Here is a 13511-nt window from a genome sequence, read left to right as displayed (position 1 = left end):
GCCACCGCGCCCTCCAGTACCTTGTTACGCGTGCTACAGCCGTCCCCCCCTCGCAAACGCCATGGCCGCCTCTACCGCACCGGGGCGGCCTTCACGGTCCTCCTGTCGGTCGCCGGATACCTCGCGGTGCAGTACGTCACCGGGGGCACGGGCGCGCCGGGCTGCAAGGTCGTCTCGGCCGGCGACGACGGGGCCGTCTACGAGTTCACCCCCGAGCAGGCGGTGAACGCGGCGACGATCACCGCCGTGGGCACCGCGCGCGGACTGCCCGAGCGGGCCGTGACGATAGCGCTGGCGACCGCGCTGCAGGAGTCGGCCCTGCGCAACATCGACCACGGCGACCGGGACTCGCTGGGCCTGTTCCAGCAGCGGCCCTCGCAGGGCTGGGGCACCCCAAAGGAGATCATGGACCCGACGTACGCGGCGGGCATGTTCTACGACCACCTGGTCGAGGTGCCGGGCTACACGCGGCTGCCCCTGACCGTCGCCGCCCAGCGGGTGCAGCGCAGCGGCTACCCGCAGGCGTACGCCAAGCACGAGCCGGACGCCACGCTGCTCGCCGCCGCCCTCACCGGCCGCTCCGCGGCCACGCTGACCTGCGAGGGCCGCCCGGCGGCGACTCGGGCGGCGGGCCCGGACGCGGTGCGCTCCGCGCTCGTGCGGGACTTCGGGCGCGATGTGCTGGAGCCGGCCGGCGCGGAGGTGGGCGGGGACGCGGCGCCCTCGCCGTCGCCGTCCGCGAGCGGTGCGGGCGACGGGCGGACCGTGACGCTGCCGGTGACCGCCGGTCCGGGGCAGAGCCCGCGGCAGCGGGGCTGGCAGCTGGCCCACTGGGCGGTGGCCAACGCCTCCGAGCTGCACATCCAGCGGGTGACGTACGCCGGCCGCGAGTGGACCGCCGGGCACACCGACAGCCGGTGGCGGCCGCTCGGCCCGGACGGCGCCCGGGGCGCGGAGCGGGACGCCGCAGCGGTGCGGATCGTCACTGCGCAGTAGTACGCCCCCTCACCCGCGCGGATTACCCGGGCGGGGGCGAGGGCCGGAGCGCGCGGGTTCTCGCGCCGCCTTCCGCGAGTACGCCGGAATCCTTGGGAGCAAAGGGCCGCGAGGACTCGGCGGCCTTTCCCGGCGGGCGTTTTTCGCCCGTTTTGATCCGCCGGTGACGATCCGGCGCATTGCCAACTCTTTACGTTGGCGCGCCGCAACCTTCGTGGGTTTCGAGCGGTAGTCACTGCGTCCGAGCCCGGCCGGTCATCCGCCGGGCGCGGCCGGACACCTCATCGTCCTCTCCCGTCGAAGGAGCATCATGTCCCTCCCCCTGACCCGCCGGATCGCCCGTGCCGCGCTGCTCGTCGCTGCGGGAGCGGCCGCCGGGGTCGGTGCGGCCGGCTCCGCCAGCGCGGCCCCCGAGCTGCCCGCCGCCCCGAACCTCGGCGGGCTGACCGCCCTGGACGGGGCGAACGTCGGCAACACCGTCGACGGCACGGCGCGCGGCGTCACCAAGGCCGCGGGCGACGCCGGCGGCAAGGCCGTCAAGAACGCGGGCAAGACCGGCGGCAAGGCCGTCAAGAAGGCCGTGCCGACCGTGCAGCGGGCCGCCGGGGACGCGGCCGGCTCCGCGCGGGGCGTCCTGGGCGAGACCGCGAAGTCGGCGACCGTGAGCGGGCTGCCCACGGACTCGCTGGCCAAGGGCGGGCTGCCGCTCGGCTAGGACCGGCCGCCCGGATCGGGCCGGCCGGGAGGTGCGGCGCCGGCCGGCCCGGTCCGAGCGGGGTCCGGCGCCCGCGGCCGCGGGGCGGAGGAGGGAGCCGGCGCGGGGCGTCGGCGCGTGACCACGACGCCGCGGACGCGCGGGCCGGGCCCGGCGACGCCGGGACGGTTCCACGGGCGCACAGCGCGAGGCGGGGTCCGGGAGAGGCTTCCCGGACCCCGCCTCGCGCTGTGCGTCCGGCGGTGCGGCGTGCTCACGCCAGCCGGGCCACCGCCGCCCGTACCCGCTCGTCCGTCGCCGTCAGGGCGACCCGTACGAACCGCTCGCCCGCCGTGCCGTAGAAGTCGCCCGGCGCGACCAGGATGCCGCGCTCCGCGAGGTGGGCCACGGTGTCCCAGCAGGACTCGTCGCGGGTGGCCCACAGGTACAGACTGGCCTCGCTGTGCTCGATGCGGAAGCCGTGGGCCAGCAGGGCCTCCCGCAGGGCCGTGCGCCGGGCCGCGTAGCGCTCGCGCTGGACGCGGACGTGCTCGTCGTCGCCCAGCGCCGCCACGACCGCCGCCTGCGTCGGCGCCGACGTCATCATGCCGCCGTGCTTGCGGATCTCCAGCAGAGGGCCGAGGACCGCCGGGTCACCGACGAGGAAGGCGGCCCGGTAGCCCGCGAGGTTCGAACGCTTGGACAGGGAGTGGACCGCGACGATGCCCTCGTGGGAGCCGCCGTTGACGTCCGGGTGCAGGACCGAGACCGGGTCGGCCTCCCAGCCCAGTTCGAGGTAGCACTCGTCGGAGAAGACCAGCACGCCGTGCTCGCGGGCCCAGGCGACGATCCGGGTGAGCTCCTGCCGGGACAGGACCCGGCCCGTCGGGTTGGACGGGGAGTTCAGCCACAGCAGTCTCAGGTTCGCCGGGTCCAGCTCGGTCGGGTCGTCGTAGACCTCGTAGTCGGCGCGGGCCAGGCGTGCGCCGACCTCGTAGGTCGGGTAGGCCAGGCGCGGGTACGCCACCTTGTCGCCGGGGCCCAGGCCCAGCTGGGTGGGGAGCCAGGCGACCAGTTCCTTGGAGCCGACGACCGGCAGGACGTGGCGGTGGGTGACGCCCCGGGCGCCGAGGCGGCGCTCGGCCCAGCCGGTGATCGCGTCGCGCAGTTCGGGGGTGCCCCAGACGGTCGGGTAGCCCGGCGAGTCGGCCGCGGCGACCAGCGCCTTCTGGACCGGCTCGGGCACCGGGTCGACCGGGGTGCCGACGGACAGGTCCACGATGCCGTCGGGGTGGGCGGCGGCCGTCGCCTTGTAGGGCGCCAGCTTGTCCCAGGGGAAGGTCGGGAGACGGTGGGAAACTGCGGACACGGCTTTCTGGCTCACTTTCTCGTACGTACGGGCCGCCGGGGGCCGGCTCGTACGGCAAACGCCTCGGTCCCGTGCGGCGCGATCGGGGCGATCAGGCCGTACGGGACCGAGGCGGCACGGTGCGGGCCGCTCGCGGGCCGCCCGGGGCTTACTCGCCCTGCGGCGGCAGCGCTGCGACGAACGGGTGGTCGCGCTCGATCAGCCCCAGCTTGCTGGCGCCGCCGGGCGAGCCGAGCTCGTCGAAGAACTCGACGTTCGCCTTGTAGTAGTCCTTCCACTCCTCCGGCACGTCGTCCTCGTAGAAGATGGCCTCCACCGGGCAGACCGGTTCGCAGGCCCCGCAGTCGACGCATTCGTCCGGGTGGATGTACAAGGACCGCTGGCCCTCGTAGATGCAGTCGACCGGGCACTCCTCGATGCACGCCTTGTCCTTGACGTCGACACAAGGCTGCGCGATGACGTAGGTCACGCTGTCGTTCCTCCTCGATAGGGCGCTGGCGGGCCTCCCACAGGCTCCGCCGCCTGGCGCGCGGGAGCGCGGCGTCGTCGATGCCCGCCCCTAGTATCTCCGTTCTTGGGCATGATCCGAACAGGAGGGGTGAACCGACCTGTGGAAATCTCAGCCGCCGGGCGCCTCGAGGTCCGTGTCACCGCTGCTGACGTGGGCAAACGAGTCTCCGTACGACGCTTGAGCGAACCCGGTGCCGAACGGGAGAAGTTCACCGACACGGTGGGCGTTCTCACATCATGGGACAAAGGTGTGCTGCTGATCACACGGAAGGACGGCGAGACCGTCCGGATTCCGGAAACGTCCCTGGTCGCGGGCAAGGTCGTCCCGTCCGCACCGGCGCGTCGGCGCGGGCCCGCCGCCTCGTACGAGGAGCTGGCGCGCGTCGCCGCGCGGGCCTGGCGGCCGGTGGAGAGCGAGCGGCTGGGCGAGTGGGAGCTGCGGGCGGCCGTCGAGGCGGGGCCGCGCGGCGGGGTGCCCGCCGGGCGGCGGACGGGCTTCACCCGGCGGGCCAACTCGGTGCTGCCGCTCGGCGACCCGGGCGTGCCGCTCGACGAGGCGCTCACCGCCGTGCGGCGCTGGTACGGCGAGCGCGGCCTGCCCGCGTACGTCCAGGCCGCGACCGGGGCCGAGGGCACGCAGGAGGTGCTGTGCGCGGAGCTGGAGCGGCGGGGCTGGGTCCGGGAGGTGACCGCCGAGCTGTGGACCGGGGGGCTGGCCGCGGTCGCCGACCGGGCCGATCCGGCGGGGGTCGTGCTGTCGCGGACGGCGGACGCGGCGTGGCTCGCGCGCTACCAGCGCGAGGGGGTGGGCGAGGTGGCGCTGAAGGTGCTGGGCAGCGGGCCCTCGGTGTGGTTCGCGACCGTGCCCGGGCAGGACGCGCCGGCCGCGATCGGGCGGTGCGTCGTGGACGGGCGGTGGGCCGGGTTCGCCGCCGTCGAGGTGGATCCCGCGCTGCGCCGGCGGGGGCTGGCCACCGCCGTGCTGGCCGCGCTGGCCCGGCGGGCGCTGGACGAGGGCGCCTCGGCCGCCTGGCTGCAGGTGGAGACGGACAACGCGGCCGCCCGGGCGCTGTACGCCGGGATGGGCTTCGCCGCGCACCACGCGTACCACCACTACCGTGAGCCGGAGGGCGCCGGGTCCGGCCCGTCGTCCCCGTCGGTGTGAGGGGGCACGGGCCGGTGACGTCTTCCCCCTTCCCCCCGCCCTGCGAACGGTCCGCCGAGCTGCGCCGGCGGTTCGCCGAGGAGGCGCGGTCCGAGCGGCCCGACCTGGCGGCGCTGTGCCTGCTGCTGGGCGCGCAGGCGGACGGCACGCTGGACGAGGCGGGCATCGACGCCGCCCAGGCGGAGCTGGACCGGCTCGCCGGGCGGCTGCCGTACCGGCCGGGCGGGCCGCGGGCCTGGGCCGGGGCGCTGCGGGAGCTGCTCGGCGACCGGTACGGGTTCCACGGCACCGCGGCGGACTACCGGCGCCTGGAGTCGTCGCTGCTGCAGCACGTGCTGGTGCGGCGGCGCGGGCTGCCCATCCTGCTGTCGGTGGTGTGGCTGGAGGTGGCCCGCAGGGCGGGGGCGCCGGTGTACGGGGTGGCGCTGCCGGGGCACTTCGTGGTCGGGTTCGGGCCCCCGGGGGAGCAGGTGCTCGCCGACCCGTTCGACGGGGGCCGGGTGCTCACCGGGACCGACGCGGAGCTGCTGGTGGCCGGGGCGACGGGGGCGCCGCCGAGTCCGTCGATGCTGACGCCGGCCGATCCGCTGGACGTGGTGGCGCGGATCCTGAACAACATCCGGGCGTGGGCCGCCGCGCGGCCCGAACGGTCGGACGTGTCCCTGTGGGCGGTGGACCTGTCGCTGCTGCTGCCGTCGCATCCGGCGCGGCTGCGTCACGAGCGGGCGCGGCTGCTGGTGCAGCGGGGCGAGTTCACGGCGGGCGCGGCGGAGCTGGAGGCGTACGCCGAGGTGGTGGCGGCGGTGGACCCGCCGGCGGCCGAGCGGGTGCGGCAGCAGGCCCGGGCCGCCCGGGCCCTGCTGAACTGAGGCCGGGCGGCCGCACACGGCACGGGGCACCCGGTGGTCGCCGGGTGCCCCGTGGTGCGGCCGAGGGTCAGCTGGGGTCGGTCTCGATGACGCCGACGCGGTCGGTCGTGCTCTTCAGCGCCGGGCGCAGGGCGCTGATGACGTCCTGGACCGTCACCGGGGTCTTCTGGCCGGTGCCGCGGGTGATCAGCACTCCGTCGAAGGTGTCGCCGTAGAGCTCCTTCAGCGCGGTCTGGTCGTAGTACTCGACCAGCTTGCCGTTCTGGGCCTTGACGCCGAGGAACTTCCACAGCGACTTCTCGGGGCTGAACGCCACGGTGTGGGCGCCGTCGGCCGTCTTGACGGTGACCAGGCCCGACATCGCCGGCTCGGCGAACTCCTTCATCATCCGGTCGACCTCGGCGTCCGGGACGGTCGGCTGCCGGGTGGTCGTCGGGACGCTGACCGGGGAGGACGTGCCGGTCTCCACCTGGGTGCGGTACGCCTCCCGGAGCGCGTCGGCGGACTTGTCCGCGTCGACGCCCTTGCCCGCCTTGCCGTACACGGCGACGGCCTTGCCGGACTCGAACCGGATCGTGCCCTCGGTGACCGAGCCGGAGCCGCCGGCCACGTTCGCCAGGGCGGCCTGCAGCTTCTCCTCGTCGACGGGCATGACCGGGTCGACGACGCGGTGGTTGCCGAACAGGGAGCCGATCACGGAGACCGGGTTGTAGTCGCTCCTCGCGGCGGCGTCGACCGTGGCGTCGGTGTCGAACTGCAGCCCGGCCTGGTCCGGTTCGAGGGAGACGCTGTTGCCGCCGACCGTCAGCTTCAGCGGCTTGTCCATCCGGTCGTCGAAGGCGTCGTCGAGCTTCTTGACGGCGTCGTCGCGGGTGCCGCCGCCGATGTCGACGCCGAGCACGGTGGTGCCCTTGGGCACGTCGGAGTGGTTCATCAGCAGCCCGGCGCCGTAGGCGACACCGGCGAGGAGGATCACGCCGCCGCCGAGCAGCACCAGCTTGCTGCGCCCCTTCTTCTTCGGCTTCGCGGAGCCCGCCGGGGACGGCTCGGGGAGCTTCGGGGGCGTGTGCTGCAGCGGCCCGTCGGCGGGCGTGCCCGGCCCGAACGGCGTGGTGCGGCCGGCGGTCGGCACGACCGGGATGCCGCTGGTGACGGTGTGCCCGGAGACGTTGTCCGCGGGGGTGCCGTAGCCGGGGGCGCCCGGCTCGGGGGCCGGCTTCTGCGGGGTGAGGATCGCGGTGTCGTCGCTCAGGCCGCCACCGGGACCGCGGCCGACGCCGGGGCCGGGAACGCCGCCGGGCACCGTGCCGTTCTGGCCGGGGGCGCGCATCACGGAGGGGGCGCCGGGAGCGCTCTGGCCACCGGGGCCGCCCGGGCCGCCGGGCCGGCCGGCGCCGTCGGTGGCGCCGCCGCCCATCGGCGGCACCATCGGCCCGTCGCCGGTGACCGGGCCGGTGGTCGGACCCGCGGGGGCCTGCGGGCCCGGCCGGCGGACCGGCTCGTCGAAGCCGCCCGGGCCGCCGTGGCCGGCCTGGCCGTTGCGCGTGTCGCGGTCGCCCGGGCCGCTCCGGCCGCCCTCCGCGAAGTACGGCAGGTCGTCGTGGCCCGGTCCCGTGCCGCCGGAGTCCGCGCGGGAGCCGTTGCCCAGCGGGCCCGCCGCCAGGGCCTCGGTCACGTCGAAGGAGCCGGTGCCGCCGCCGTGCCCGGGCGCCACGGGTCCGCCGGTCGCGCCGGGCAGGCCGGCGCCGTTGGTGGCACCGGGCCGGGAGCCGCCGGGCGCGTTCCCGGCGCCGGCCGTGCCACCGGGCCGCGCACCGCCGGGCGCGCCCGCGCCCTGGCCGGCCGGGTCGCCGGGCCGGCCGGCGCCGTCGGTGGCGCCGCCGCCCTGGCCGCCCTTGCTCACCGGAGGCTTGCGCGGCGCGAACCAGTCGCTGGTCTTCTTCTCCTCGGCGGGCTGGGCGGGTGCGGCGGGAGACTCGACGGCGCCCATGGACGCGGTGGCGTCCGGCGCCGGTGCCTCGACGTCGGTGCCGGAGCCGTTCGCGCCCTCGCCGTCCGCGACGGGTTTGCGCACCACGACCGGCGGGATGGGCCGCGATCCGGGGATGTTGATCCGGATCCGGGTCGTCAGCGTCGTCTCGGTCTTGCGGTCCTCCGGCCGCGTGGCCGAACGGCCCGCGCCGTCACCGGACGCCACAGGGGTCCCGTAGGGCGGCGTGCCCGACGGATATGCGGCTCCGCCGCGCCCGTTGGGCCCGGAGGACGGACTGTCAGTTTCACGACTCAAGGCAGGTTCTCCCGGTTGGCTCCGCCGCCCGTCACGATCTCACGGTGGGGGGTCCCCCTGCTCCAGGAGCTGGGGAAAGCTCGGCGGCGCGCACCACCATACTGGCCACTTCTGACCGGTATTCCAGGGCCACTGGGGAAACCCCCACCGGACCCGCACGCACACGCCACGGCGAAGTGGTACGTCACTTGCCAAGTCGGACCGGACCGCCGCCGGGTTGCCGCCCCGGCGCGAGGGTGGCGCACATCACAGCCACGACGATGCCGCCGAGCAGGAACAGGTAGGAGCCGCCGCCCGCGGCGAAGACGAAGTCGCCCTCGGGGCGGCTGGTGGTGAGCAGGACGACGGCGAGCATCCAGCCGGCGGCGGGCGCGACGGCCCCGGCCCGGCTGCCGACGGCGCGGGCCGCGCCCAGGCAGAGTCCGGCCTCCCCGGCGAGGGCGAGCAGCAGCCCGCCCGGGAACCACGCGGGCTGCACCAGCGCCCCGGCCACGCCGGCCGCCGCACCGAGCACGAACAGCCCCAGGTAGGCCGCGACCCGCCCGGCGGAGGGCGGTCGCAGCGGCTGGGCCAGCATCGGCGCGCGGTCGCTCATGACGCGTCCCCGATGCCCAGGCCGAGGCCGGCGAACAGGTCGGTCTCCCGCACCCCGGAGCCGCGCCGCCCGCGCACCAACTCGTAGTACTCGGTGGTGAACAGGGGCTGCGCCAGCTCGTTCGAGAGGACGAAGTACGGCTCCGCCACCGTGATCTGCGTGGCGTGCGCGCGCATCGCGGCGGCCTTGGCGGCGGCGTGGGCGGTGCCGTCGATCTCGGTGGTGATCCGCTCGTCGGGCACGACGCCGGGGACGTCGTCGACCGTGGCCGCCTCGGTGAAGGGCAGGCCGGGCAGGTCGTCCCGGAGCCGGGCGAAGGACTCCTCGGCGACGGAGCGGGGCACGCGGTTCCAGTAGACCTTGGCGACGGGGCAGCCCGCCTCCTCGGCCAGTTCGACCGCGCGCATGGCGACGCGGTGGGCCTGGACGTGGTCGGGGTGGCCGTAGCCGCCGTTGTCGTCGTAGGTGACGAGGACCTGGGGGCGGACCTCGCGGATCACCTCGACGAGCAGTGCGGCCGCCTCGTCGACGTCGGCCTGCCAGAAGCAGGCGGGGTCGTCGTTGTCGGGCAGGCCCATCATCCCGGAGTCGCCGTAGCGCCCGGCACCGCCGAGCAGGCGGACGTCCTCGACGCCGAGGGCGCGCATCGCGTCCCGCAGCTCCCCCGCGCGGTGCTGTCCGAGGGCGGGGCCGCTCAGGTGGGCCAGGCCGGGCGGGATGACCTCGCCGCGCTCGCCGAGCGTGCAGGTGACCAACGTCACATGGGCACCCTCGGCCGCGTATCGGGCCATGGTGGCGCCGTTGTTGATCGACTCGTCGTCCGGGTGGGCGTGCACCAGCAGCAGACGCCGGGGGGGCAGTTCCGTCATGGCCCCAGCCTATGAGGCGCCGGATCGCCGTTCACCGCGCCCCGGCCCGCCGGCCCGCGCCGTCGAGCACGGGGGCGACGGCCGAGGGGAGCGGACGGGGCCGGTTCCCCGTTCGCGGATCGGGCACCTCGGAAGTCGGCCTCTTCCGCGCCGTCGTCCCGGTGGCGGGCGGCGGGGATCGGGGTCTGCGAGTGCAGCAGCATCGCGGGCCTTCTGCGGACGCCCGAGTACGCACGCGCCCTGTGCGAAGTGCGCCGGCCTCCTTGTCCGGCCGAGGATCGTGGAGCGCTTGACGGCCGCGCGCATGGCACGGTTGTCGATCTCCGGTCGCTCGCCGGCTCCCTTCCTCGGCTTCGTCCCGGAGGAGGCGGCCCTTCGCCGCAGCGTCGGGGCACAATGGCGCGGAAACAGCAATTCGAACACTTGCTGGAAATAAAACAGTTGAACAACGTCTCACTCCAGGCCGTGCCGATGGACGGTCGCCCGTCCCGGCATGAGCGGCAGGATCGAGTCGCTGAAGTCCGAGGACGGAACAGCGGTGGGGCGTTCCGACGGCGCATTCAACGGCCGCCCGGCCTCCGAACCGAGGCAATCGCGCATTCTCGAACCCGCTATGGCACGATCCGGGCGCAGGCTCTTCCGCCCGGCGAGGCGCTGGCCCTCATCGAGCGACTGCCGGGAGACACGATCCGCAAGACCTCCGCCGGGGACGCCTCCGGCCTGGCGTGGTTCAGGAGCAGTCACAGCAGCGGCCCGGAAGGCGACTCCTGCGTCGAGAGCGCCACCGAGCCCGGCGCCGTCCACGTCCGCGGCTCGAAGAACGCCGAGGGTGCCCGGCCGGCCTTCTCCCCCGCCGCCCGGGCCGGCTTCGTGCCGTACGCGGTCGAGGGCCGACCCGGCGGCTCCTGCCCGGTCCGGGGCTCCGGTACGTCCAAGTCCCGCTGGGGAAACCGGCGTTGGCCGTGAACGCGTCAGGGCGTGCCGGAGCGGCCGGCGGACCCCGGTGAGGGGCGTGAGGGTCCCGTCGGCATGCGTGGTCGTCCGGATCGGGGCGTGCGGCCGACCGGCGGCCGGGGCGTCCCGGTCCGTGCGCCGTCCTCGTCCCCCGTGCGCCCCCGGTCCGCCGGGCTTACCGAGCCCGATGCGGGGAAGCCGGATGGAGGGACGGGTGAGACGCTGACCCCGGCCGGGGCCCGAGGGCCGGCCCCGGGTCCCGGCCGGAGGACGCGGTGCTCAGAACTTGATGCTGCCGATCATCCCCGCGATGTTCGTCGTCAGCTCACTGATCGTGGGCGCGACGGTCGAGGAGGCGAGGTAGAAGCCGAGAAGCATGCAGATGACGGCATGCCCGGTCTTCAATCCTGACTTCTTGATCAGCAGGAAGACGATGATCGCCAGCAGCACCACCGCCGAAATCGAGAGTGCCACGGCGGCTCACCTCCAAAGAACCCAGGGACGAGGGGGGTCGGACGGGGTCGGACGGGTCGGTCGTGGGGGCAGGTAAATCCGTACAACAGCAAGCAGGTTCATACCCACTATGCGCTAGTGATCATAACTATCCGTCCGTGCGCATCGGTCGGCGCACGGCCGCACAAGGGGGCGCATGGCCAATATGGTCGGGGGATGCAGACCGAGGCTGACTCTTTCCCCCGACGGCACGCCCGGACCCAGCGGTTCACGCTCGGCGCGCCGCGTTCGTTCACTGTGGCTCCTGACGGCTCACGTGTCGTCTTCCTGCGCTCCGGTTCCGGTACGGACCGGGCGAGTTCGCTGTGGGTGCTCGACCTGGCGGACGGCACCGAACGCCTCGTGGCCGACCCGCGCGTCCTGCTGGGCGGCGTGACGGAACGGCTCTCCCCCGAGGAGCGGGCACGGCGCGAACGCAGCCGCGAGGGCGGCGCCGGCATCGTCGGCTACGCCACCGACGCGGCCGTCGAGCTGGCCTCTTTCACCTTGTCAGGGCGGCTTTTCACGGCCGGTCCGGGGACCGGCGCGACCCGTGAACTCCGCGTCCCCGGACCGGTGATCGACCCCCGGCCCGCCCCCGACGGGCGGCACGTCGCCTACGTCGCCCGGGGCGCGCTGCGGGTCGTGGGGGCCGACGGCGAGGGCGACCGGGCGCTCGCCGCCCCGGAGTCGGAATCGGTCACCTATGGATTGTCCGAATTCATCGCGGCCGAGGAGATGGGGCGTTCGCGGGGTTTCTGGTGGTCCCCGGAGTCGGACCGGCTGCTGGTGGCGCGCGTGGACGACACGCCGGTGCGGCGGTGGTGGATCTCCGATCCGGCCCACCCGGAACGTGATCCACACCACGTCCGCTACCCGGCGGCGGGCACGGACAACGCGGACGTGCGGCTGTTCGTGATCGGCCTCGGCGGGGAGCGCACGGAGGTCGTCTGGGACCGGGCCCGTTACCCGTATCTGGCGCGAGTGCACTGGTCAGCGGCGGGTGCGCCGCTGTTGCTGGTCCAGGCGCGCGATCAGCGCAGCCAGGTGTTCCTGGCCGTGGACCCCGACTCGGGGGCGACCCGCATGGTGCACGCGGATGATGATCCAATTTGGCTGGAACTTTTCGCCGGGGTGCCGTGCTGGAGCCCTTCCGGGCAGCTCGTGCGGATCGCCGACGAGGGCGGCGCACGGGTGCTGGCGGTCGGCGAACGGCCGTTGACCGGCCCGCAGCTGCACATCCGGGCGGTGCTGGACGTGTCCGACGACGACGTGCTGGTCTCGGCGTCGGCGGGCGAGGAGGCGGCCGATCCGGAGACCGGCCAGGTGCACGTCTACCGGGTGAACGAGCTCGGCGTGGAGCGCCTCTCGCAGGAACCCGGCGTGCACTCCGCGGTGCGTGCCGGGGGCGTGACCGTACTGGTCTCCGCCACGCTCGACCGGCCGGGCGCCCGGGTGCGGGTGCTGCGGGACGGGAAGCCCGTGACGGCCGTCCCGTCGTACGCCGAGGATCCCGGCATGTCCCCGCGGGTGACGCTCACCCAGGGGGGCGCACGCCGTATTCCGTGCGCCGTGCTTATGCCTCGGGACTACGCCGGGGACACTCCCCTGCCGGTTCTCATGGACCCCTACGGCGGTCCGCACGGCCCGCGGGTGGTGGCCGCGCACAACGCCCACCTGACCTCGCAGTGGTTCGCCGACCAGGGTTTCGCGGTGATCGTCGCCGACGGCCGCGGCACCCCCGGCCGCTCCCCCGCCTGGGAGAAGGCGGTCCACCACGACCTCACCGTCTCCCTCGACGACCAGGTCGAGGCGCTGCACGCGCTCGCCGGGACGTACCCGCTGGACCTGTCCCGGGTGGCGATCCGCGGCTGGTCGTACGGCGGCTGGCTCGCGGCGCTGGCGGTGCTGCGCCGCCCGGACGTCTTCCACGCGGGCATCGCGGGCGCCCCGGTCACCGACTGGCGGCTGTACGACACGCACTACACGGAGCGGTACCTGGGGGATCCGGCCGCGCAGCCGGCGGCCTACGCCAAAAGCTCCCTGGTCACCGACGACGGGCTGTCCGCGCCCGCCGAGCCGCGCCGCCCGCTGATGATCGTGCACGGCACGGCCGACGACAACGTGGTCTTCGCGCACGCCCTGCGCCTGTCCTCGGCGCTGCTGGCCGCCGGCCGCCCGCACGAGGTGCTGCCGCTGTCCGGCGTGACCCACATGACCCCGCAGGAACAGGTCGCCGAGAACCTGCTGCTCCTTCAGGTCGACTTCCTCCGGCGGGCCTTGGCCCCGGCATAGCGGGGCGAACGCGGGCGAACCGCGTTAACACACAGGCAACTTCACGGAATCCGTACCGATATACGGACGCGGGAGGCTGAACAGCGTACGGCCGTGCGGGTGCCGTAAACGGGCCGGGGTGCGCCATGTCACCCCGGCCCGTTGCCGTGCGCCGCCGCCGGGACCACCTGCTTCTCCTCGGCGAAGTGGCAGGCCGAGGCGTGGGCGGCCGGGGAGCCGGTGCCCTTGAACCGCTCGGGGACCGCGAGCAGCGGCACCTCCTGGGCGCACCGGTCCTGCGCCTTCCAGCAGCGGGTGCGGAACCGGCAGCCCGAGGGCGGATTGGCCGGGGAGGGCACGTCACCGGTGAGGATGATCCGCTCCCGGTGCGCACGGGCCTCCGGATCCGGCACCGGCACCGCCGACAGCAGCGCCTG

Annotated in this window: 13 protein-coding genes and 1 pseudogene; 7 read left to right on the top strand and 7 right to left on the bottom strand. The window is 74.8% G+C overall.

Translation table 11 applies throughout. The features are described 5' to 3' along the window. The first annotated feature begins 30 nt into the window (after positions 1-30). Positions 31-996 (top strand): heavy metal transporter, encoded by a 966-nt coding sequence (locus ACIBAI_RS24290; RefSeq protein WP_399037346.1) that lies wholly within the window; start codon positions 31-33, stop codon positions 994-996. Positions 997-1306: 310 nt separating this feature from the next. Then, positions 1307-1711: an ATP-binding protein gene (locus tag ACIBAI_RS24285; protein WP_399037343.1), complete on the top strand. Its 405-nt coding sequence runs from the start codon at positions 1307-1309 to the stop codon at positions 1709-1711. Positions 1712-1964: 253 nt separating this feature from the next. Here ACIBAI_RS24285 and ACIBAI_RS24280 read toward each other — a convergent pair whose 3' ends face one another. Together ACIBAI_RS24280 and fdxA are read right to left on the bottom strand one after the other, a co-directional pair. Beyond that, the gene (locus tag ACIBAI_RS24280; protein WP_399037341.1) at positions 1965-3059 is read right to left on the bottom strand and encodes a bifunctional succinyldiaminopimelate transaminase/glutamate-prephenate aminotransferase; all 1095 of its coding nucleotides are present in this window, start codon (positions 3057-3059) and stop codon (positions 1965-1967) included. Positions 3060-3207: 148 nt separating this feature from the next. Continuing rightward, positions 3208-3528, bottom strand: coding sequence for a ferredoxin (gene fdxA / locus ACIBAI_RS24275; protein WP_014674796.1), 321 nt, complete (start codon positions 3526-3528; stop codon positions 3208-3210). 141 nt (positions 3529-3669) lie between these two features. On the opposite strand from fdxA, the gene ACIBAI_RS24270 reads away from it, so the two are divergent. Together ACIBAI_RS24270 and ACIBAI_RS24265 are read left to right on the top strand one after the other, a co-directional pair. Further along, positions 3670-4734 carry a GNAT family N-acetyltransferase gene (locus ACIBAI_RS24270; protein WP_399037339.1) on the top strand — a complete coding sequence of 355 codons (1065 nt, stop codon included), beginning with the start codon at positions 3670-3672 and terminating at the stop codon, positions 4732-4734. 14 nt (positions 4735-4748) lie between these two features. Next, entirely contained in the window at positions 4749-5603 is an 855-nt protein-coding gene (locus ACIBAI_RS24265) for a tetratricopeptide repeat protein (RefSeq protein WP_399037337.1), read from the top strand. A 67-nt stretch (positions 5604-5670) separates the two neighbouring features. Here ACIBAI_RS24265 and ACIBAI_RS24260 read toward each other — a convergent pair whose 3' ends face one another. The 3 genes from ACIBAI_RS24260 to mshB form a co-directional block, all read right to left on the bottom strand. Then, positions 5671-7890 carry a hypothetical protein gene (locus ACIBAI_RS24260; RefSeq protein WP_399037335.1) on the bottom strand — a complete coding sequence of 740 codons (2220 nt, stop codon included), beginning with the start codon at positions 7888-7890 and terminating at the stop codon, positions 5671-5673. Positions 7891-8074: 184 nt separating this feature from the next. Then, positions 8075-8485, bottom strand: a complete 411-nt coding sequence (locus tag ACIBAI_RS24255; RefSeq protein ID WP_399037334.1) for a DUF6113 family protein — start codon at positions 8483-8485, stop codon at positions 8075-8077. Continuing rightward, positions 8482-9354 carry an N-acetyl-1-D-myo-inositol-2-amino-2-deoxy-alpha-D-glucopyranoside deacetylase gene (gene mshB / locus ACIBAI_RS24250; protein ID WP_399037332.1) on the bottom strand — a complete coding sequence of 291 codons (873 nt, stop codon included), beginning with the start codon at positions 9352-9354 and terminating at the stop codon, positions 8482-8484. The genes ACIBAI_RS24255 and mshB overlap by 4 nt, the downstream gene beginning before the upstream one ends. Before the next feature lie 165 nt (positions 9355-9519). On the opposite strand from mshB, the pseudogene ACIBAI_RS24245 reads away from it, so the two are divergent. After that, positions 9520-10041, top strand: a pseudogene (locus ACIBAI_RS24245) (DUF5753 domain-containing protein); the annotation flags it as partial. Beyond that, positions 10018-10320 (top strand): DUF397 domain-containing protein, encoded by a 303-nt coding sequence (locus ACIBAI_RS24240; RefSeq protein WP_399037516.1) that lies wholly within the window; start codon positions 10018-10020, stop codon positions 10318-10320. The pseudogene ACIBAI_RS24245 and the gene ACIBAI_RS24240, both read left to right, overlap by 24 nt. Before the next feature lie 267 nt (positions 10321-10587). Here the strand turns inward: ACIBAI_RS24240 and ACIBAI_RS24235 are convergent, their stop codons facing one another. Then, on the bottom strand, positions 10588-10782 hold the full coding sequence (locus ACIBAI_RS24235) for a hypothetical protein (RefSeq protein ID WP_344609988.1): 195 nt from the start codon (positions 10780-10782) through the stop codon (positions 10588-10590). A 195-nt stretch (positions 10783-10977) separates the two neighbouring features. Between ACIBAI_RS24235 and ACIBAI_RS24230 the strand changes: the two genes are divergently transcribed. Further along, complete coding sequence (locus ACIBAI_RS24230; protein WP_399037329.1) at positions 10978-13095, top strand: prolyl oligopeptidase family serine peptidase; 2118 nt, start codon at positions 10978-10980, stop codon at positions 13093-13095. A 128-nt stretch (positions 13096-13223) separates the two neighbouring features. Here the strand turns inward: ACIBAI_RS24230 and ACIBAI_RS24225 are convergent. After that, a partial coding sequence (locus tag ACIBAI_RS24225; RefSeq protein WP_399037327.1) for an oligopeptide/dipeptide ABC transporter ATP-binding protein occupies positions 13224-13511 on the bottom strand: 288 nt, incomplete at its 5' end.

This window comes from Streptomyces sp. NPDC051041 (genome assembly GCF_044456065.1).
Classification (GTDB): Bacteria; Actinomycetota; Actinomycetes; order Streptomycetales; family Streptomycetaceae; genus Streptomyces; species Streptomyces glaucus.
This window is presented reverse-complemented; position numbering and strand designations above follow the sequence as displayed.